Source organism: Herbaspirillum rhizosphaerae, assembly GCF_001189965.1.
In the GTDB taxonomy this organism is placed as follows: Bacteria; Pseudomonadota; Gammaproteobacteria; order Burkholderiales; family Burkholderiaceae_D; genus Herbaspirillum; species Herbaspirillum rhizosphaerae.
Map to the genome: position 1 here is coordinate 530,760 of NZ_LFLU01000001.1, position 19,670 is coordinate 550,429.

A 19,670-nucleotide genomic window follows, 5' to 3' on the forward strand; every position below is an offset into this window, starting at 1 on the left:
GCAGACTTGGCGTGCTTTTCCTACCCCGAAATACGGGGCGTTTCGCCCCTTATTCCCGCGATGATACAAGGCCTCCGTCGCCAATAATTCCCCCTGATAGTCTCAAAATTCCGTCCTTACAAGCGGAAAGCAGCAATACAGGGGAGCGGCAGTGGCCGAAGATAGCGATCAGGAACGGACCGAACAGCCCACCAGCAAACGCGTTGAAAAAGCGCGTGAGCAGGGCGATGTGCCGCGTTCGCGCGAGATGGCTACGTGTGTCACGTTGCTGATCGGCGGCGCGACGGTCTGGATGTTTACCGGTCCGCTGATCACCAGCCTGAACCGCATCATGGTGTCCACCATGACGTTCGAACGCGAGATGGCCTACGATCCGGTGTTGTTGTTCAATCACCTGAGCGGGCATTTCATGGAAATCGCGGTGGCGATGATCCCGATCGCCTTCATGATGACGCTGGCTGCAGTGGCATCCCCTCTGATCCTCGGCGGCTGGCTGTTCAACAGCAGCTCCCTGGTTCCCAAATTCAGCCGCATGAACCCGATTTCGGGCTTCATGAACATGTTTTCCATCAATTCCCTGGTCGAGCTCGGCAAGGGTATCCTCAAGACCGTCCTGGTGGGCACTGTTGCCTGGCTGGCCATGAAGAGCCATATCGATGCGGTGCTCAATCTCAGTGTTGAGCCGCTTGAGGCCAGCAGCATGCACATGCCGCATCTGCTGTGGTCCAGCTTCATCATGATCGTGTGCGCATTGATCGTGATTGCCGCCATCGATGTGCCCTATCAGTTGTGGAACTACAACCGCAAGCTGAAGATGACCCGTCAGGAAGTCAAGGACGAGCACAAGGAGTCCGACGGTAACCCGCAGATCAAGGGCAAGATTCGCCAACTGCAGCGTGCCGCAGCGCGCCGCCGCATGATGTCCAACGTGCCGACCGCCGACGTGGTGGTGACCAACCCGACGCACTTTGCCGTTGCGCTCAAGTACAGCGAAGGTTCGATGTCGGCGCCGACCGTGGTTGCCAAGGGGACCGAAGCGGTGGCCGCGAAGATCCGCGAACTGGCGCGCGAACACAAAGTGCCGATTCTCGAGGCGCCGCCGCTGGCGCGCGCCTTGCACTACCACACCGAAATCGGCGACGAAATTCCCGAGGCGCTCTATACCGCCGTGGCCGAAGTGCTGGCCTACATCTTCCAGCTGCGCACCTATGGCGCCGGCGGCGGTGTGCGGCCGGAAGAACCGCATGACCTGGATGTGCCGAAAGAAATGGACGATCCTTTGTACAAACGCAAGGCCGCAATTGCTGCCATCCGAGCTAGGGCAGCACGATGAATCTGAACAATATCAGCAGCATGAAACTGCCGGCCTGGGTGCCGGTAAAGCATACCAAGGCGCTGGCTGCGCCGGTACTGATCGTGATGATGCTGGCGATGATGGTGCTGCCGCTGCCTGCGTTCGCACTGGACATCCTGTTCAGCTTCAACATCTCGCTGTCGGTCATCGTCCTGCTGACTGCCTTGTACACCGTCAAGCCGCTCGACTTCGTTGCCTTCCCCGCAGTGCTGCTGGTGAGCACCATGCTGCGCCTGTCGCTCAACGTCGCTTCCACGCGCGTGGTGCTGACCGAAGGCCACACTGGGCCGGACGCCGCAGGTAAGGTGATCGAGGCCTTCGGCCACTTCCTGATCGGCGGCAACTATACCGTCGGTATCGTGGTGTTCATCATCCTGACGATCATCAACTTCACGGTCGTCACCAAGGGCGCCGGCCGTATTGCTGAAGTTGGTGCGCGTTTTACCCTGGATGCGATGCCGGGTAAACAGATGGCGATCGATGCCGACCTGAACGCCGGCATGATCGGCGAGCCCGAGGCGCGTGCGCGCCGCAAGGAAGTGGCACAGGAAGCCGAGTTCTACGGCGCGATGGACGGTGCCAGCAAGTACGTGCGCGGCGACGCCGTGGCCGGCATCATCGTCACCGTCGTCAACATCGTCGGCGGTCTGGTGGTCGGTATGATCCAACATGACCTGGCCTTCGACATGGCGCTCAAGAACTACACCTTGCTGGCCATCGGTGACGGCCTGGTGGCACAGATTCCTTCGCTGATCATCTCGACCGCAGCCGGCGTCGTGGTGTCCCGCGTGGCCAATGACCAGGACGTCGGCGGCCAGCTGATCAACCAGTTGTTTGCCAAGCCGGAAGTGCTTTACCTGACCGCCATCATTATCGGCGGCATGGGGCTGATCCCGGGCATGCCGCATATCGCTTTCATCCTGCTGGCGGGCATATTGGCCGGTACCGCTTATGCGGTCGGCAAGCGTATCCAGGAAGCCGCCGTGCAGACCGAAATGCCGGCGCCGACCGCCGTCGCGCCCGAAATCGAAGAGGCGACCTGGCAAGATATTCTGCCGGTCGACACGCTGGGTCTGGAAGTCGGCTATCGCCTGATCCCGCTGGTCGACAAGGGGCAGGGCGGCGAACTCTTGCGCCGCATCAAGGGCATCCGTAAAAAATTCGCGCAGGAAGTCGGCTTCCTGTCGCCGCCGGTGCACATTCGCGACAATCTGGAATTGAAGCCGTCGGCCTATCGGATTGCGTTGAAGGGTGTGGAAATCGGCAAGGGCGAAGCGACATTCGGCCAATTCCTGGCGATCAATCCAGGCATGGTGACCGGTCCGCTGCCGGGTCTGATGACCAGCGATCCGGCCTTTGGCCTGCCTGCGGTCTGGATCGAAAGCGGCATGCGCGAAATGGCGCAGACCATGGGCTACACCGTGGTCGATACCGGCACCGTGATCGCGACCCACCTGAATCACCTGATTACCTTGCACGCCGCCGAATTGCTCGGCCGCCAGGAAGTGCAGCAACTGCTCGACCACATCGCCAAAGATGCGCCCAAGCTGGTCGAAGATCTGGTGCCGAAGCTCTTGCCTTTGGGCACGGTACAAAAAGTGTTGCAAAACCTGCTCATCGAAGGCGTGCATATTCGGGATATGCGGACTATTATCGAAACCCTGGCCGAAAATGCGGCGCGGGTGCAGGAGCCGAACGAACTTACCGCCATCGTGCGTATTGCCCTGGGCCGCGCGATCATCCAGCAGATTTTCCCGACCGAAGAAGAGTTGTCCGTCATGGCGCTCGACGGCAAGCTGGAACGTTTGCTGATGCAGGCGATGCAGGCCAGCGGTCCGGACGGCGGCGGCATCGAGCCGGGCCTGGCCGACGCACTGATTACACAGACAGAGAATGCAGCACGGCATCAAGAGCAATTGGGTTTGACCCCGGTATTGTTGGTCCCGGCTCCGTTACGAGCATTGTTGTCGCGCTTCCTGCGACGCGCAATGCCGCAGCTCCGGGTGCTTTCGCACGCTGAAGTTCCTGATTCGAAAACGATTAAAGTTACTAGCCTAGTTGGAGGGCAAGCATGAACGTTAAAAAATTTATTGCAGGTTCGTCGCGCGATGCATGGCGCCAGGTTCGCGAAGCGCTTGGACCGGATGCGGTCATCCTCTCCAATCGTAATATCGACGACGGCGTCGAGATTCTGGCGATGGCAAACGAAGACATGTCTTCGCTGGTGGTGCCGGCCATGGCCAAGGACGCGATGCCGCGTCCGGCCGTGCGACGACCTCCCGCGCAACCGGTCCAGCCGCAAGCTGCGGCGCCGCGTCGCGTCGAGCATCAGGGCCTCGGCGTCGAATCGAACGCGATCGAACACAGCGCCGCACAGGCGGAAGCGCGCGTATGGCGCACCCGCAACGCCGCGCGCGCCAGCGCCAAGGAGCAGCAAGAGGGCGCTCAGCAGCAGCGTCCTGCCTCTGCGGCTTCTGCGGCAGCGTCGCCGTCCGCACAGCGTCCGAAGCAATCGCCGATCATGGCTGAATTCGACGGCAAGGATTACGACGAAATTCTGTCCGACGTGATGACCGAAATCCGTTCCATGCGCGGCGTGCTGGAAACGCAACTGGCTGAAATTTCCTGGGGCGGTACGCAAAAGCGTGAACCGGCCAAGGCCGCCATCATGCGTGAAATGCTGGCCGCCGGTTTCAGCGCCAGCCTGTCGCGCCTGATCACGGAAAACTTGCCGCAGAATCCGAAGTCGCAAGATGCGATGTTCTGGGTGAAATCGGTGCTGGCCAAGAATCTGATGACCATGGCCAACGAAAACGAATTGCTGGAAGAGGGCGGCGTCTACGCGCTGGTCGGTCCGACCGGCGTTGGCAAAACGACCACGACCGCCAAGCTGGCGGCGCGCTGTGTGATGCGCCACGGTCCGGGCAAGCTGGCCCTGATCACGACCGATGGTTATCGTATCGGCGGCTACGAGCAATTGCGCATCTACGGCAAGATTCTCGGCGTGATGGTGCACTCGGTGAAAGACGAAGCCGATTTGCGTATCGCTTTGGACGAACTGCGCGGCAAACATACTGTCCTAATCGATACGGCAGGCATGGGCCAGCGCGATCAGATGGTGGCCGAACAGGCAGCCATGCTGTCCGGCGCCGGCACCGAGATCAAGCGCCTGCTTTGCCTCAATGCAACAGCGACCGGCGGCACGCTCAACGAAGTCGTGAGCGCGTATTCGGTCGACGGCCTGGCCGGCTGCATCATCACCAAGCTCGATGAAGCAGCGACCATCGGCAACGTGCTCGATGTTGTCATCCGTCAAAAACTGAATCTGTATTACGTCGCAAACGGTCAGCGCGTTCCCGAAGACTTGCACGTCGCCAACAAGTTGTATCTGGCTGACCGAGCCTTTAAACTGAAACGTGAAACCGCGCCGTTCGAGTTTCAGGATGCAGAGTTGCCCGTTGTTGTCGGACCGACAGCAACGGCCATGAATGACAAAAGCCTGCGGGAGGTGATCCTTGGCTAGCTATGATGTTGATCAAGCGGAAGGACTGCGCCGGATGCTGGAGCGTCCGACGCCGCGCGTGTTCAGTTTCTTCTCGGTACTGCCCGACGACGAAAAAGGCGCGATGCTGATCAATCTGGCTGCTTCTCTGGCCGCGAATGATTGCAACGCCCTGCTGGTCGACGCTTGCATGACGCCATCGAGCATCTTGTCCCGATTCGGCGGACTCACCGTGGCGAGCCTGCTTGACGTCGCACGCCAGGAGCGCGATCTTGAGGAGGCGGTGCGCCTGGTGCCGGAAGGTTTTGCGCTGGCGCGCCTGTCGCGCAAGAATGTTTCTGCGGCAACGCATCCGCAGGCGTCGCGTCTGGCGGCAATTTTCGATGCGCTGACGGAAGAGTCGGACATCACGCTCGTCAACGGCGAGCTCAGCGACGATGATGTTTTGCCGGTTCCCGCCATGGAAATGGGGGAGATCGTCGTGCACATGTCGACCAGCGCCAATTCCATCAAAGCGGCGTACGTGCTGATCAAAAGCCTGAGCGACCGCCTCGGGCGCCGTCCCTTCAATTTGCTGGTGACCGGCGGTTCGGATGCGGAAGCGCAAATGGTGTTCGCCAACATGGCGCAGGCAGCCAACCGTTATCTGGCGGCACAATTGAATTTCATGGGTTCTATCCCGGCCGACGAGCATATCCGCCGTGCTTCGGGGCAGGGCCGTACCGTGTTGGAGGCATTTCCTCTGACCGGCGCAACAGTAGCATTCAAGCGTTTGGCCAATCAGTTCTCGCTTTCCAATCTCACCAAAGGCACGTACGGTATGGCAACCGATGGCGCCAGTCTCGGAGTATGACGTGTTATGTATAACGTCAATGGCAAGACGGACAAGAATGATTTGCTTCGGCAGCATGCGCCGCTGGTAAAAAAGCTGGCGCATCAGATGAAAGCAAAGCTTCCGCCGAGTGTGGAAGTGGACGATTTGATTCAGGCAGGCATGATAGGTCTGCTTGATGCCGTCAATCGCTATGAAGAAACGCATGGTGCGCAGTTCGAAACGTACGCCGTGCAACGCATTCGCGGCGCCATGCTGGATGAGCTGCGCAGCAGCGACTGGCTGCCGCGCAGCATCCGTCAAAGCACGCGCAAGATCGAAGATGCAATCCACGTTCTGATGCAGCAACTGGGACGGCCGCCGCAAGAGGCGGAAGTCGCCAAACAGCTCAAGATGAGTCTGGACGAATACCAGGAGATGCTGACCGAGTGCGGCGGCCATCAACTGATCTATTACGAAGACTTTCACGATGCCGAAGGCGGCCATGAGCATTTCCTCGATCGCTATCAGACCAGCCAGAGCGACGACCCTCTGCAGAATCTGATCAACGGCGGTTTCCGCGAAGCGGTGATCGATTCGATCAAGGCGCTGCCGGAGCGAGAGAAGATCCTGATGGGCCTGTACTACGAACAGGAAATGAACCTGAAAGAAATCGGCGCCGTCATGGGCGTGTCCGAGTCGCGAGTATGCCAGCTGCATAGTCAGGCGATTGCTCGTATGCGCTCGACCTTGAGGGAGCAAGCGTGGACTGGAGTAGCATAGGCGGTTTGGCGTTGGCCCTGGGAGGGATTTTCCTGGGGCAGATATTGGAAGGCGGTCATCTTGGTTCCATCCTGCAGCCGACGGCATTCCTGATCGTCTTTGCCGGCACAGTCGGCGCCGTCCTCCTGCAAACCAGACTCGACAATTTCGTGCGCGGCGTGAAATTGATCGGGTCGGTGTTTTCTCCCCCTGATCACGACCATCGCAAGCTGATTGAAGACATCACGCTCTGGAGCACGGTGTCGCGTCGCGAAGGACTGCTGCATCTGGAGGAATACCTGGACAGCGCGAACGATCCGTTTGTGAAAAAGGGATTGCGCTTGCTGATCGACGGCATCACGCCCGCCAAGATGCTCGAGATCCTCGAAGTCGACATTTCCACCTACGAAACCCGGCAGCGCCAGGCCATGAAAATCTGGGAAGCTGCCGGCGGCTATTCACCGACGATCGGCATCCTCGGGGCCGTGCTGGGGCTTATCCACGTCATGGAAAATCTGGCGGATCCGGCGCGCCTGGGCGGCGGGATTGCGGTGGCGTTTGTTGCCACGATTTATGGCGTAGGCCTCGCCAATCTGTTCTTTTTACCGGTTGGCAATAAACTGAAAGAACTGTTGGCCGCGGAAGTGACCAAACGGGAGATGATTGCCGACAGCCTGTTCGGCATCGCCAGCGGCGACAATCCCCGAGTCATTCAGGAACGCGCCGAGTCCTACTTCGAAAACGCGTAACAACGCAAAATACGGCGGTATCCATGGCGCGCAAAAAACATGAGGAAGAACACGAGAATCATGAGCGCTGGTTGGTTTCCTATGCCGACTTCATCACGCTGCTGTTCGCCTTCTTCGTGGTCATGTACGCGATCTCCCAGGTCAACGAAGGCAAGTACAAGATACTCGCCGACTCACTGATCAATGCCTTCGGCAAAGAGCCGGTATCCACTGCGCCGGTGATCGTGCAGGCCGGCGGCCAGGGCGCGCAGCAAGCCGCCACGCCAAAAATTCCTCCGCTGCAAAAACCGCGCAACAACGAAGCCTTGCGGCGCGAAAAAGAGCGCATGACCGACATGGCGCGCGACATCATGCAAGTGCTGGCGCCGCTGGTGCAGGAGGGCAAGGTGCGTGTGACGCAAACCAGTGTCGGCGTCAACGTCGAGATCAATGCGAACGTCTTGTTTGCGCCGGGCGACGCCAAGGTCAGCAAGGAATCCGAGGAAACGCTGATTGCCATCGCCAGGGTGCTCAGGAACGACGATCATGCGATCCAGATCGAAGGCCATACCGACAACACGCAGATCAGCACGACGGTGTTTCCGTCCAACTGGGAATTGTCGGCAGTGCGCGCCAGTACGGTTGCGCGTCTGTTCGGCAATCAGGGGATTGCCGAAATGCGCTTGACGGCGGTGGGGCATGGATCCAATCAGCCGGTGGCGTCGAATGACACCCCGGAAGGGCGCCTGCGCAACCGGCGCGTGGACGTGATGATCCTGTCGCGCCTGGCAGAGCAGGTGACCGAGGTGCCGATTGCCGACGGCACGCCAAAGATCAGGCCTTAGCCAGCATCAGGCTGATCAATAACGCAAACCTGGCAGGCAATAAAAAAGACCGCATCGGCGGTCTTTTTTTTGCTTTGCGCGGCGGGCTCAGCCTATGCCAAGCGGGCGTCCGGTTGAGCCGACACTGGCCGAACCATCCGGACCGTAGAGCGAACCGCCGCCGCTTCTGCCTTGCAGAATCTTCAGGGCGTTTTGATTGATGGCCATCTGACGGCCGACCAGCGTGCCGTTGACGCGGTTCAGTTCCCGCGCCGATTGCGCCAGTTCGAACAGCTCATTCCATTGTGTTTTCGCGGCATCGGCGCCGTGCTGCTCGAGCCAGCTTTGCATGCCGTTTTCGCTGGCAGGGAAACCTGCCGCCGACAGCAGTTTGTAGCGTTGCTCGGCCAGTCTCGCCATTTCGGCAATGATCTGCGCTTTTTCGTTGATGACGCCGGGAATTTCATCGGCATCGCCGTTACCGCTGAGCAGTGCCTGCTCTTGTTCCAGCGTGGCAACAAGGCGCGACGTTACCTGCTTTTCTTCAGCCAGGTATTGCGAGGGCAATTGCGAAGTCGTGCTTGTCATTACATTAAGCTTTGCTGCGTGTGCTGATCAGATTTTTCACGGTGTCCAACAGGCCGCTGGCAACTTTTTCAGGATCAACCTGGAAGGTGCCATTGGCAATTGCTGCTTTGATTTCTGCAACTTTCTTGGCGTCGAAACTGCCGCTTGGACTTGCTGCCGCCTTCGTACCAAGCGACTGATACTGAGCAGACAACTGTACATTGGCGGAATCGGCGCTGACTGTATCCGTCTTGGCTCCGGTCGCGCCTGGAGTGCGCGGCTGGGGCTGCGCTACCTCGGGTAAACCTGTGCCAGTTTTAAGGGCGTCATTAACGTTCACGGCATCATCCTTGAGTGGTTAGGGCTCTCTGGCCCGCCTGTTGCATAGATTATCGGCGATTTTTCCGCAAACTTTAATTCTTTTTCTCCGGCAATAATTCGTTGCTCGTCAGTAATTGATCTCGACAATTCCGCCCGCTCTGGCGACCCCGCTGACCACCTGTCCGGCGGGCGTCCGGGCTTGCGCTATCTGGCCTTCGCTGGCGTTGTTCAGGGCGCGTCCCTCGGTTGCAATCTGGAAACCCGGGCCGGTGGATACGATGCGGACCGATTGCCCTTGTTGTACGACACGATTGGCGCGTAAAGTATCCTGGCGCAGCGGTGCGCCGGCCGCCAGGGAGATGTTCGCGGTGCGGCCGATCGCCTGGGCCGGGTCAGTGATGATGCCGCTCGGCAAGTTCGACAAATCGCCCTTGACCTTGCTGATGTCGTTGGGGCCGATTGTCTGGCCTTGCGCCAGCGGCGTGGCTGCGACAATATATTCGGCAATGACTTGCACCGTGGCGCGTACGTAAATCGTCCAGGGCGAAGGGGCGGTGCACTTGATGCCGATGGTTGTCTTGCCCCACAGGCGGCCGCCGTTAGGCAGGAAGGCTTGCGGCGACGGGCAAGAGGGCAGGTTCAGGCGGCTGTCGACCGGTTCAATGCTTGCATTGACCGTGCCGGACAGGCCGGTGGTCTGGACTTTGACGAATTGTTCGGCGATCTGCTGCAGGGCGCCAAGATTCTGCCGTGGCGGTGAATTTGCAGGGTCGGGAATTGCCGTTTGTGCAAGCACCGGGGAGCCGATCAGAGGCAGGAGCAACGCCAGCGCTGTGAAGAATGATTTCATAACAACAACTTTAACACCTTAGTGGCCGCAGGAGTGGCCATCGTGTCAGCAATACTAATAGCCGCAGCCCTCATCAAAAGGCTGAACAAGGCACAGATTTATCTCTTTATCGGGCAATCGAGTTTCAGGTGGGGTCGTATGATCCAATGGTATCTAAATCCCATTATCGGCGTAATGCGTACTTTTTGAAGGGCGCATTCAGGAGAAATTGATGGTCGCAAAACTGGATGATTATCTGAGGTTTAACGAGACGGCGCTGAACTTGCGCGCCCAGCGTCAGCAATTGCTGGCGTCCAATATCGCCAATGCCGATACGCCCAATTATAAAGCGCGCGACATCGACTTTGCGAAGACCTTGCAGGGCGCCATGGACGGCAAGACGACCAAAGTGCCGCCGGTGGAGCTGGCGCGTACGTCGGCAGGCCATATTGCCGGCAAGCCGACAGGCGACAGCGGCATCGGCGGGTCGCCGCTGCTGTATCGCACGGTCACGCAGGGTAGCGTGGACGGCAATACCGTCGACATGGACGTCGAGCGCAACCAATTTACCGACAACGCCGTGCGTTACGAAGCAGGCGTTACGGCCGTCAACGGGCAGATCAAGACGCTGCTCGCCGCCATCCAACCGGGCTGATCATCATGTCTCTTTCCAATATCTTCAATGTCGCCGGCTCGGCCATGAGCGCGCAGTCCCAGCGCCTCAATACGGTCGCCAGCAACATCGCCAACGCCGACAGCGCGACCAGCCCGAACGGTCAGCCGTACAAGGCCAAGCAAGTCGTGTTCAAGGCTGTGCCATACGGCAATATTTCCGACAGCGGCGTCAAGGTCGACCAGATCGTCGAAGACCAGGCCCCGCCAAAGCTGACGTATGACCCGAAGCATCCATTGGCTGATGCCAACGGCTATGTCGCCATGCCGAACGTTAATCCGGTAGAGGAGATGGTCAACATGATCTCCGCTTCGCGCTCGTATCAGACCAACGTCGAGACGATGAACACCGCCAAGAATATGTTGATGAAAACCCTCACTATCGGTACTTAAGGAAGATCCTAATCATGACTACTGTTTCCAATGATCTGCTGACGTCCATGAATGGGACGCAAACTTCGACAAGCACTTCCAGCCTGAACGACAACAGCCCTGAAGCGATCCAGCAACGCTTCCTGAAGCTGCTGACGGTGCAGATGCAAAATCAGGATCCGACCAATCCGATGGACAACTCGCAGCTGACCACTCAGCTGGCTCAGCTGTCGACCGTGTCGGGCATCAGTCAGTTGAACTCTACCCTGGCGTCGCTGATGAGCAATCTGGGCGCGTCGCAATCGCTGCAAGCGGCCAACATGATCGGTCACAGCGTTCTGGCGCCGGGCAACAACGTCACGCTGACATCGGACACGACCAAGGATGCCAGCGGCAACGACGTCACTACACAAAAAGCCATCTTCGGCGTGCAACTGGCGGACAACGCGGACAGCGTCAAAGTCACCATCCGCGACTCGGCCGGCAACGTTGTCCACTCGCTGGATCTGGGTCCGCAGAGTTCGGGCACCTTGCCGATCATCTGGAACGGCGCAACCGATGCCGGCGGCCAGGCAAAAGACGGCACCTATACCTTCACCGTGTCGGCAACCAGCGCCGGTACTGCAGTCGGCGCCACTGCTCTGGCGTTCGGTACAGTCGCCAGCGTCAGCACCGGCACCGACGGCGTCAAGCTGAACGTATCGAACATCGGCACCATCAAGACTACCGACGTAGTCCAAATTCTTTAATCCACTGACCGCGTCCAGCAAAAGGAGAATCAAATGAGTTTTCAACAAGGTCTGAGCGGTTTGGCAGGGGCATCGAAGAGCCTCGACGTCATCGGCAACAACGTTGCCAACGCCAGCACAGTGGGTTTCAAATCGGCGCAGGCGCAGTTCGCCGACATGTACGCGAACTCGATGAACCGTTCCGGCAACTCGCCGGTCGGTATCGGCGTGGCAGTGGCTAACGTGCAGCAGGCGTTCACACAGGGCAACGTCACCACCACCAACAATCCGCTGGATATCGCCATCAACGGCGACGGCTTCTTCCGCATGCAAAGCAGCCTGTCGGATGCGGCGCCGCTATACGGCCGTAACGGTCAGTTCCAGCTGGACAAAGATGGCTACATCATCAACCCAAGCGAAAAGGGCGCGTACCTGACCGGTTGGCTGGGTACGGTGGTGGGCGGCGATCCGGTTCCGCTGAAGATCGATACCTCGAATATTCCTGCGACGCAGACGACAGGAGTTACAACCAAGTTGAATCTGGACTCGCGTCTGACCGGGATCAACTCCACGACAACGCCATTCGTTTTCGGTGACTCGACAACGTGGAACAGCACGACCGGCGTGACCGTCTATGACAGTCTGGGTAATAGCTATAACGTTCAGACTTACTACGTTAAGAACACAGCAACGTCGACTGCAACCGCGACCAACTGGGATGTCTATACGACCGTTGACGGTGCGCCATATCCGGCTATCGTGGCTCCTGCCACACAAGCGAAAGTCGGTACGCTGACTTTCGACAATAACGGTATTCTGACCAGCGCGCAGCCTGCCGCGACGCTGAATCTGACCGCGAAACCTGGCGCGGCTTTTGCTGCTGCCGGCATCACCCTGAACTATAGCGGCACGACCCAGACCGGCGCCGATTTTGCACCAGTCGCGCAAAGCCAGGACGGTAAAGAGCCAGGTGTTTTGTCGAGCTTCTCGATCGGCAAAGACGGCCAGATCATGGGCAGCTATTCGAACAATGACACCAAGGTTCTGGGTCAGGTTCTGCTGGTCAATTTCGCCAATCCCAACGGCTTGCAGCCTCTGGGCAGCAACTTGTACACCGCGACGTCCGATGCGGGCGATCCATTGATCGGCAAGCCGACCACCGGCCAGTTCGGTGTCTTGCAAGCGCGTGCCGTGGAAGACTCCAACGTCGATCTGACCACTGAGCTGGTCAACATGATCGTGGCGCAACGCGTTTATCAGGCCAATTCGCAAACCATCAAGGTGCAGGATACCGTCCTGCAAACCTTGGTCAGCCTGCGTTAATCGGTCTGAGCAATCTGCATTAAGCGGGGAAGCGTGCGGCAACACTGCCGCACGCAAATATAGGGGTAACTATGGATCGTGTGATCTACACCGCGATGTCCGGCGCCAAGCACTCATTGGAGCAGCAGGCCAATGCCAGCAACAATCTGGCCAATGCAACGACGACCGGTTTTCGCGAGCAGCTCAACACATTTCGCGCAGTGCCTGTTGTCGGCGAAGGGCTGGCCACGCGTACGTTTGTGGTCGATTCGACCGCAGGCACCAATTTCAGCGCCGGTCCGATTCAGGACACCGGGCGCGCGCTCGATGTCGCCGTTCAGGGGCCGGGCTGGATTGCCGTGCAGAGTTCCGACGGCGGCGAAGCCTATACCCGCAACGGCAGCTTCAAGCTGAGCGAAAACGGCATTCTGCAAACGCAGACCGGCCTGAACGTCATGGGCGACGGCGGTCCGATCAGTATTCCGCCCGATGTCACCATTGCGATCGCTTCCGACGGCACGGTGTCGTCGATTCCGACCACCGGGACGCCAAATGCGGTGAATATCCTGGGACGGATCAAGCTGGTCAATCCGGATGAAAAAGCATTGAAGCGCGGCGATGACGGATTGTTCCGCATGACCGTGGGCACGCAGGCGCCGCCGGACGCCAACGTCCGCCTCGCCGGCGGTGCGCTGGAAGGCAGTAACGTCAATGTCGTCGAGTCGATGGTCAGCATGATCAATCTCGCACGCCAATTCGATCTGAACATGAAGGTGATTACAACCGCCCAAAGTGATGCAGATAAAGCAAACCAAATTCTGTCGTTGAGTTAATAACCAGGTACTGGAGAAAAAATGATTCGTTCCTTGTGGATTTCCAAAACCGGTCTGGATGCGCAGCAAACGCAGCTGGACGTGATCTCCAATAACCTGGCTAACGTCAGCACCAACGGCTTCAAGCGTTCGCGCGCCGTGTTTGAAGATCTGATGTACCAGACCATCCGTCAGCCGGGCGCGCAATCGTCGCAGCAGACGCAATTGCCATCGGGCCTGCAAATCGGTACCGGCGTGCGTCCGGTTGCCACCGAGCGTATTCATACGCAAGGCAACGTGAACCAGACAGACAATGACAAGGACATCGCCATCCAAGGCGCAGGTTTCTTTCAGGTTCTGATGCCGGACGGCACTACGCAATACACGCGTGACGGCTCGTTCCAGACGGACAGCCAGGGTCAACTGGTGACTTCCAGCGGCTACACCGTTCAGCCGCCGATCACGATTCCTGCCAATACCACCAAGCTGACAGTCGGTCGCGACGGCACGGTATCGATCATGCAAGCCGGCTCGACGGCAACAACACAGATCGGCACACTGCAGGTCGCCACCTTCATCAATCCGGCCGGTCTGGAAAGCAAGGGCGAAAACCTGTATGCGGAAACTGCCGCATCCGGCACGCCAGCACCGAATACCCCGGGCACCAACGGCGCCGGCGCACTGTGGCAAGGTTACGTTGAAACATCGAACGTGAACGTGGTCGAGGAAATGGTCAACATGATCCAGACCCAGCGCGCTTACGAAATCAACAGCAAGGCCATCACCACGTCCGACCAGATGCTGGCGAAACTGTCGCAGATGTAATGTTTGGTGTCATGCGTATTTGTATTACTTTGTTTTGTTGAAATGGGATGAGGCAAACATGAATAGCCTGCTGAAACTTGCTGCCATCATCGGGATGTTCGCCATCGCTGGATGTACCACCGTGCCGGAGTCGATCGTCACCGGGCCGAAGTCGGCCCGGCCCGAGCCGGCTTCGTATGCACCGCCGACCAACGGTGCGATTTTCCAGTCGGCGGCATATCGTCCGTTGCTGGAAGATCGTCGTGCGCGTCTGGTGGGCGATACGCTGACCATTGTCATCAATGAAAACACCACGGCCGCCAAGTCGGCCGGCAGTTCGTCCAGCAAGACCGGCAGCGCAAGCGCCATCGCGCCGACCTTGTTCGGCACGTCGATCAAGGAGTTGTCCGGCAGCGGCGGCAGCACCAGCAAATATGATGAGAAGGGCGCCATTTCGTCCAGCAACAACTTTACCGGCACCATCGGCGTGACCGTGATCGAAGTGCTGCAAAACGGCAATCTTCTGGTCAGCGGCGAGAAGCAGGTCGCGCTCGACAAAGGCGTTGAATACGTGCGCTTCTCCGGCACCGTCAGCCCCGACAAGATCGCCACCGGCAATACCGTTTCGTCCACCGCTGTGGCTGACGCCAAAGTGGAATACCGCACCAATACCCGTGTGGATATGGCCGAATTTATGTCCTCGTTGTCGCGCTTTTTCTTCAGCGTCTCACCGTTCTAATCAGGGAGTCGCATGATGATTCAACGTTCATTCCTGGCACAGCAGACCACCCGCCTGGTGTCGGTCCTGCTGGCCTCCGTTACTTTGCTCAGTGCCGGCGTTGCACACGCCGAGCGCCTCAAGGATCTCGCCAGTATTCAGGGCGTGCGCCAGAATCAACTGGTCGGCTACGGCCTGGCCGTCGGTCTCGACGGCAGCGGCGACCAGACCACGCAAACGCCGTTTACCGTACAAAGCGTCGTCAGCATGCTGCAGCAATTGGGCGTCAATCTGCCCAGCACGTCGACCAGCAACATGCAGTTGAAGAACGTCGCTGCCGTGATGGTGACGACCTCGTTGCCGGCATTCTCGCAGCCGGGGCAGACGCTGGACGTCACCGTGTCGTCGATCGGTAACGCCAAGAGCATTCGCGGCGGCACCTTGCTGATGGCGCCGCTCAAAGGCGCCGACGGCCAGATTTACGCCATCGCCCAGGGCAACATCGTGGTCGGCGGCGCCGGCGCTTCCGCAGCCGGCAGCAGCACCACCATCAATCAATTGAGCGTGGGCCGCATTTCTGCCGGCGCCACGGTTGAACGCGCGGTTCCTTCGGCCTTGGGCCAGGGCGACGCCATCAATCTGGAATTGAACGACAACGATTTTTCCACCGCCAGCCGCGTGGTGGAAGCCGTCAACAAGCGTTTTGGCTTTGATACCGCCGTGGCGCAAGATGGCCGCGTGATCCGGATTCGTGCTCCGGTAGGCAGCGGCGAGCGCGTCGCCTTCCTCGGTGCGCTGGAAAATATCGATGTCGTGCCTGCACGCGTCAGCGCCAAGGTCATCCTCAATGCCCGTACCGGCTCGGTCGTGATGAACCAGTCCGTCAGCCTGGACACCTGCGCGGTATCGCACGGCAACCTGTCGGTGGTGATCAATGCAGAGAACAGCATCAGCCAGCCTGGCGCCTTGTCCGGCGGCCAGACGGCAGCCAACCAGAACGCCCAGATCTCGATCAATTCGACGCCCGGCAAAGTCATGTACCTGAAGGGCGGCGCTTCGCTGGCCGACGTCGTCAAGGCGCTCAACGCGATTGGCGCCACGCCACAGGATTTGCTGGCCATTCTGCAAGCGATGAAGGCTGCCGGCTCGTTGCGCGCCGAGCTGGAAATCATCTAATCGAGGCAAGTTCATGATCAACAACATCAAGCCGGTCAATCCGACTGAAAGCCTTGCCGTCGATGCCAACAGCCTGAACAGCCTGAAGTCGTCGGCTGCAGCGCAGTCGCCGGAATCGCTCAAGGGCGCGGCCAAGCAATTCGAGGCCTTGTTCCTGAACATGATGTTGAAGAGCATGCGCGATGCAACGCCGCAAGACGGCATGTTCGACAGCCAGCAGACCAAGATGTTTACCAGCATGCTGGATCAGCAACTGAGCCAGAACATGGCGCAGCGCGGCGTCGGCCTGGCCGACATGCTGGTGCGCCAGTTGTCGCATAGCCTGAACAAGCCGTTCCCGACCGATGACGAAGCGTCGTCGTCAGGCTTGCCGCTGGATATCCCGCTGGCCAACGGCCTCAGCGATCTCGACAAGGCGCGCCTGGTGCAAGGCATCGCCAACGGCACCGACGACGTATCGCAGGGCGGCGGCAAACGCAACAAGGGCGGTCAGCAGCGTCCGGCGCATATCGAAGCATTCCAGAACCGTCTGCAGGCCGATGCCGAAGCCGCCAGCCAGGTCACGGGCATCCCGGCCAAGTTCATGCTGGCGCAAGCCGCATTGGAAACCGGTTGGGGCAAGAAAGAAATCCGCGCCCGCGACGGCAGTTCCGCGCACAATCTGTTCGGCATCAAGGCCACAGGCAACTGGACCGGCAAGGTGGTTGAGGCGACCACGGTTGAGTACGTCAACGGCGTGGCGCAGCGCAAGATTGAAAAATTCCGTGCTTACGACTCCTACTCGGAAGCCTTCCAGGATTACGCCAAGCTGCTGCGCAGCAACCCCCGCTATGAAAAAGTGTTGGCGAACGCGCAAGACGCCCACGGTTTTGCTTACGGCCTGCAACGCGCCGGCTATGCAACCGACCCGCATTATGCGGAAAAGCTATCGCGCATCATCCGACAATCCCTTTCCGCCTGATTGTTGGTCCGGCTCCGGCATGACCGTGGGGGCGATGGCGATGAATGGCGCTTTTTGGGGAACGCCCTTGTATAAGCGCACTCTCAAATTCATTGCCGGTCACTCCTAAAGTTTCCTGACGAAATGCCGTTGATCAGGATATTCCGTTAAAGAAAATATCGTATGGCTACCAGTATCTTCAGTATCGGGCAGAGTGCACTTGCGGCGGCTCAGGCGGCGCAAGCGACGACCAGCCACAATATTTCCAATGCGACAACCCCGGGTTACAACCGGCAGGTGGTCGTGCAAAGCACGGCCGGCGGTATTAACTACGGCTATGGCTTTGTCGGTCAAGGCACTCAGGTCGCGGAAATCAAGCGCGTCTATGACGATTTCCTGTACAAGCAGGTGCTGTCGTCCCAAACGACTGCCAGCTCGCTGGACTCTTACGCCACGCAGATCAGCCAGATCAACAATCTGATCGCCGATACGTCGGCAGGCTTGTCGCCGGCATTGCAAAGTTTCTTCACGAGCACGCAGAATCTGGCGTCGACCCCGAACAATGACGGCGCCCGTCAGTCGGTGATTTCTGCCGGTCAGACGCTGGCTGCGCGTTTCCAGAGCCTGAACGATCAATTGACGCAGAGCCGTAACGGCGTCAACAGCCAGATCACGTCGACCGTCGACACCATCAATACATATGCCAGCCAGATCCTGGCGCTGAATCAGGCCATCCTGAAGGCGTCCGGCGGCAGCGGCGTTGCACCTAACGATTTGCTGGACCAGCGCGATCAGGCCATCGCCGATCTCAACAAGATCGTCAAAGTCACAACCCTGCCGCAAGACAATGGTTCGATGAGCGTCTTCATCGGCAACGGCCAGCCGCTCGTGCTGGGCAATACGATATCGACACTGGTGGCGACAACGGCGACCAATGATCCGACACGCCTGCAGATTTCGTATCAGACCAATGGTCAAAACGTCCTGATTCCGGATTCGGCATTCGCCGGCGGCAGTCTCGGCGGCATCCTGCAATACCGCAGCGAGACGCTCGATCCGGCGCAAAATTCGCTGGGCCGCATTGCCATCGCAATGGCGACGGCGTTCAACACACAGCACAAGCTGGGCCAGGATCAGAACGGCAACCTCGGCACCGATTTCTTCAACGTCGGCAAACCGGTGGTGTATGGCGACACCGGCAACTCGGCGACTGCTGCAGCGACCGCGACCATCACGGATCCATCCAAGCTGTCGACCAGCGACTACAAGCTGAGCTACGACGGCACCAAGTACACATTCACGCGTTTGTCCGACAACACCAAGACGATCGTCGATCCGACTGCTGCGCCGCCGGGCACCTTCCCGGTGACGATTGACGGCGTGACCTATGCCGCTCCTACGATGGCAGCGGGCGACAGCTTCCTGATCAAGCCGACCGTGGCCGGCGCTGCATCCATGAGCGTAGCGATCACCAATACGCAACTGATCGCCGCGGGTACGCCCGTGCTGACTTCCAGCAATGCCGTGACCGACATGGGTATCGTCACTACCGGCAACACCGGTACCGGTGTGATCACTTCGGCCACGGTAGACAAAGCGACATTTACACCTGGCGCTACGCAGACCTACACCTATAACTCCGGCACGACGTCGCTTGCGCTGGTGCCGCCGGCAGCAGTAACAGTGACGACGACCGCCGGCGTGACGACAACCTATGCATCCGGTGCGGCGATTCCGTATTCGGCCGGTGCGACTGTTTCCAGCGGCGGCGTCAGTTTCGTGTTGAGCGGCGCTCCAGCCAACGGCGACACATTCAAGTTTTCGCCGGTTCCTGCAAATACCGGTACCGCCACCATTTCATCCGGTACGATCGATTCGACCTATACGCCATTGGCGGCAGGCACCAAGCTGGCCTTTACGTTTAATAGCGCTACGAATCAATTTACTCCGTCGGCATCGGTCGGCGCTGTGGTGGTGACGCATGCAGACGGCACGACGACCAACTATGCCGCGGGTGCAGCGATCAACTACACGTCGGGCGACACGTTCACGACCGCCGGCGCCAGCTTCAAGATCACCGGCCAGCCGGCCAACGGCGACCAGTTCTATCTCGGCCCGAATACCGGCGGCGTCAACGACAACCGCAACGCCCAGGCATTGAACGCGCTGCAGACCGCCAATACCATCGGCAACACTTCGTTCCAGGGATCGTATTCGCAACTGGTTGCGACTATCGGCAACAAGACCAATGAAATCAATGTCACCAACAAGGCTGAAAATGCCCGTCTGACATCCATTCAGCAGCAGCAGCAGTCCGAGTCCGGCGTGAATCAGGATGAGGAATTGGCCAACATGATCAAGAACCAGACCGCCTACCAGGCAGCAGCCAAGATCATTCAGGCTGCCAGCGATATGCTGAATGTCTTGTTCACCCTTGGCGGTTAAAGT

General features: G+C 58.9%; 20 protein-coding genes. 17 read left to right on the plus strand and 3 right to left on the minus strand.

The annotated features are described in order from the left end of the window. Positions 1–151 precede the first annotated feature (151 nt). Genes flhB through motD form a run of 7 tightly spaced genes read left to right on the plus strand, consistent with a single transcriptional unit; the run spans position 152 to position 8,002 of the window. Positions 152–1,333 carry a flagellar biosynthesis protein FlhB gene (gene flhB, locus AKL25_RS02330; protein ID WP_050476009.1) on the plus strand — a complete coding sequence of 394 codons (1,182 nt, stop codon included), beginning with the start codon at positions 152–154 and terminating at the stop codon, positions 1,331–1,333. Further along, positions 1,330–3,429, plus strand: coding sequence for a flagellar biosynthesis protein FlhA (gene flhA, locus AKL25_RS02335; RefSeq protein WP_205627199.1), 2,100 nt, complete (start codon positions 1,330–1,332; stop codon positions 3,427–3,429). The genes flhB and flhA overlap by 4 nt, the downstream gene beginning before the upstream one ends. Further along, positions 3,426–4,877, plus strand: a complete 1,452-nt coding sequence (gene flhF / locus AKL25_RS02340; RefSeq protein WP_050476010.1) for a flagellar biosynthesis GTPase FlhF — start codon at positions 3,426–3,428, stop codon at positions 4,875–4,877. Before flhA ends, flhF begins: the two co-directional genes overlap by 4 nt. 34 nt (positions 4,878–4,911) lie before the next feature. Continuing rightward, complete coding sequence (locus AKL25_RS02345; RefSeq protein ID WP_050476011.1) at positions 4,912–5,709, plus strand: MinD/ParA family ATP-binding protein; 798 nt, start codon at positions 4,912–4,914, stop codon at positions 5,707–5,709. A gap of 6 nt (positions 5,710–5,715) precedes the next feature. After that, complete coding sequence (locus AKL25_RS02350; protein ID WP_050476012.1) at positions 5,716–6,450, plus strand: RNA polymerase sigma factor FliA; 735 nt, start codon at positions 5,716–5,718, stop codon at positions 6,448–6,450. After that, entirely contained in the window at positions 6,432–7,178 is a 747-nt protein-coding gene (locus tag AKL25_RS02355) for a flagellar motor protein (RefSeq protein WP_050476013.1), read from the plus strand. The genes AKL25_RS02350 and AKL25_RS02355 overlap by 19 nt, the downstream gene beginning before the upstream one ends. 23 nt (positions 7,179–7,201) lie before the next feature. Next, positions 7,202–8,002, plus strand: coding sequence for a flagellar motor protein MotD (gene motD, locus AKL25_RS02360; protein ID WP_050476014.1), 801 nt, complete (start codon positions 7,202–7,204; stop codon positions 8,000–8,002). Positions 8,003–8,089: 87 nt separating this feature from the next. On the opposite strand, the gene AKL25_RS02365 is transcribed toward motD, so the two are convergent. The 3 genes from AKL25_RS02365 to flgA form a co-directional block, all read right to left on the minus strand. Then, positions 8,090–8,569 carry a flagella synthesis protein FlgN gene (locus tag AKL25_RS02365; protein ID WP_050476015.1) on the minus strand — a complete coding sequence of 160 codons (480 nt, stop codon included), beginning with the start codon at positions 8,567–8,569 and terminating at the stop codon, positions 8,090–8,092. Between the two features lie 4 nt (positions 8,570–8,573). Continuing rightward, positions 8,574–8,888, minus strand: a complete 315-nt coding sequence (gene flgM, locus AKL25_RS02370; protein ID WP_050476016.1) for a flagellar biosynthesis anti-sigma factor FlgM — start codon at positions 8,886–8,888, stop codon at positions 8,574–8,576. A gap of 108 nt (positions 8,889–8,996) precedes the next feature. Further along, positions 8,997–9,719 carry a flagellar basal body P-ring formation chaperone FlgA gene (flgA, locus tag AKL25_RS02375; RefSeq protein ID WP_050476017.1) on the minus strand — a complete coding sequence of 241 codons (723 nt, stop codon included), beginning with the start codon at positions 9,717–9,719 and terminating at the stop codon, positions 8,997–8,999. A gap of 211 nt (positions 9,720–9,930) precedes the next feature. Between flgA and flgB the strand changes: the two genes are divergently transcribed. The 10 genes from flgB (at position 9,931) to flgK (ending at position 19,667) form a co-directional block, all read left to right on the plus strand. Continuing rightward, a complete protein-coding gene (gene flgB, locus AKL25_RS02380) occupies positions 9,931–10,353 on the plus strand; it encodes a flagellar basal body rod protein FlgB (RefSeq protein ID WP_050476018.1) in 423 nt (140 codons plus the stop codon). Positions 10,354–10,358: 5 nt separating this feature from the next. After that, positions 10,359–10,763, plus strand: a complete 405-nt coding sequence (flgC, locus tag AKL25_RS02385) for a flagellar basal body rod protein FlgC (protein ID WP_007882609.1) — start codon at positions 10,359–10,361, stop codon at positions 10,761–10,763. Between the two features lie 14 nt (positions 10,764–10,777). After that, entirely contained in the window at positions 10,778–11,491 is a 714-nt protein-coding gene (locus AKL25_RS02390) for a flagellar hook assembly protein FlgD (protein ID WP_050476019.1), read from the plus strand. Between the two features lie 33 nt (positions 11,492–11,524). Next, on the plus strand, positions 11,525–12,793 hold the full coding sequence (gene flgE / locus AKL25_RS02395; protein ID WP_050476020.1) for a flagellar hook protein FlgE: 1,269 nt from the start codon (positions 11,525–11,527) through the stop codon (positions 12,791–12,793). Between the two features lie 71 nt (positions 12,794–12,864). Further along, a complete protein-coding gene (flgF, locus tag AKL25_RS02400) occupies positions 12,865–13,605 on the plus strand; it encodes a flagellar basal-body rod protein FlgF (RefSeq protein WP_050476021.1) in 741 nt (246 codons plus the stop codon). A gap of 21 nt (positions 13,606–13,626) precedes the next feature. Next, on the plus strand, positions 13,627–14,409 hold the full coding sequence (flgG, locus tag AKL25_RS02405; RefSeq protein WP_050476022.1) for a flagellar basal-body rod protein FlgG: 783 nt from the start codon (positions 13,627–13,629) through the stop codon (positions 14,407–14,409). 58 nt (positions 14,410–14,467) lie between these two features. Next, positions 14,468–15,127, plus strand: coding sequence for a flagellar basal body L-ring protein FlgH (locus tag AKL25_RS02410; protein WP_050476023.1), 660 nt, complete (start codon positions 14,468–14,470; stop codon positions 15,125–15,127). Positions 15,128–15,142: 15 nt separating this feature from the next. Then, on the plus strand, positions 15,143–16,282 hold the full coding sequence (locus tag AKL25_RS02415; RefSeq protein ID WP_050476124.1) for a flagellar basal body P-ring protein FlgI: 1,140 nt from the start codon (positions 15,143–15,145) through the stop codon (positions 16,280–16,282). A 13-nt stretch (positions 16,283–16,295) separates the two neighbouring features. Beyond that, positions 16,296–17,243, plus strand: coding sequence for a flagellar assembly peptidoglycan hydrolase FlgJ (gene flgJ / locus AKL25_RS02420; RefSeq protein WP_050476024.1), 948 nt, complete (start codon positions 16,296–16,298; stop codon positions 17,241–17,243). A gap of 162 nt (positions 17,244–17,405) precedes the next feature. Next, entirely contained in the window at positions 17,406–19,667 is a 2,262-nt protein-coding gene (gene flgK / locus AKL25_RS02425) for a flagellar hook-associated protein FlgK (protein ID WP_050476025.1), read from the plus strand. The last annotated feature ends 3 nt before the right edge of the window (positions 19,668–19,670 follow it).

Coding starts and splice junctions, on each gene's coding strand:
- flhA (WP_205627199.1), top strand. CDS start 1,330: ATGAATCTGAACAATATCAGCAGCATGAAACTGCCGGCCTGGGTGCCG.
- flhF (WP_050476010.1), top strand. CDS start 3,426: ATGAACGTTAAAAAATTTATTGCAGGTTCGTCGCGCGATGCATGGCGC.
- AKL25_RS02345 (WP_050476011.1), top strand. CDS start 4,912: ATGCTGGAGCGTCCGACGCCGCGCGTGTTCAGTTTCTTCTCGGTACTG.
- AKL25_RS02350 (WP_050476012.1), top strand. CDS start 5,716: ATGTATAACGTCAATGGCAAGACGGACAAGAATGATTTGCTTCGGCAG.
- motD (WP_050476014.1), top strand. CDS start 7,202: ATGGCGCGCAAAAAACATGAGGAAGAACACGAGAATCATGAGCGCTGG.
- AKL25_RS02365 (WP_050476015.1), bottom strand. CDS start 8,569: ATGACAAGCACGACTTCGCAATTGCCCTCGCAATACCTGGCTGAAGAA.
- flgA (WP_050476017.1), bottom strand. CDS start 9,719: ATGAAATCATTCTTCACAGCGCTGGCGTTGCTCCTGCCTCTGATCGGC.
- flgB (WP_050476018.1), top strand. CDS start 9,931: ATGGTCGCAAAACTGGATGATTATCTGAGGTTTAACGAGACGGCGCTG.
- flgC (WP_007882609.1), top strand. CDS start 10,359: ATGTCTCTTTCCAATATCTTCAATGTCGCCGGCTCGGCCATGAGCGCG.
- AKL25_RS02390 (WP_050476019.1), top strand. CDS start 10,778: ATGACTACTGTTTCCAATGATCTGCTGACGTCCATGAATGGGACGCAA.
- flgE (WP_050476020.1), top strand. CDS start 11,525: ATGAGTTTTCAACAAGGTCTGAGCGGTTTGGCAGGGGCATCGAAGAGC.
- flgF (WP_050476021.1), top strand. CDS start 12,865: ATGGATCGTGTGATCTACACCGCGATGTCCGGCGCCAAGCACTCATTG.
- flgG (WP_050476022.1), top strand. CDS start 13,627: ATGATTCGTTCCTTGTGGATTTCCAAAACCGGTCTGGATGCGCAGCAA.
- AKL25_RS02410 (WP_050476023.1), top strand. CDS start 14,468: ATGAATAGCCTGCTGAAACTTGCTGCCATCATCGGGATGTTCGCCATC.
- AKL25_RS02415 (WP_050476124.1), top strand. CDS start 15,143: ATGATTCAACGTTCATTCCTGGCACAGCAGACCACCCGCCTGGTGTCG.
- flgJ (WP_050476024.1), top strand. CDS start 16,296: ATGATCAACAACATCAAGCCGGTCAATCCGACTGAAAGCCTTGCCGTC.
- flgK (WP_050476025.1), top strand. CDS start 17,406: ATGGCTACCAGTATCTTCAGTATCGGGCAGAGTGCACTTGCGGCGGCT.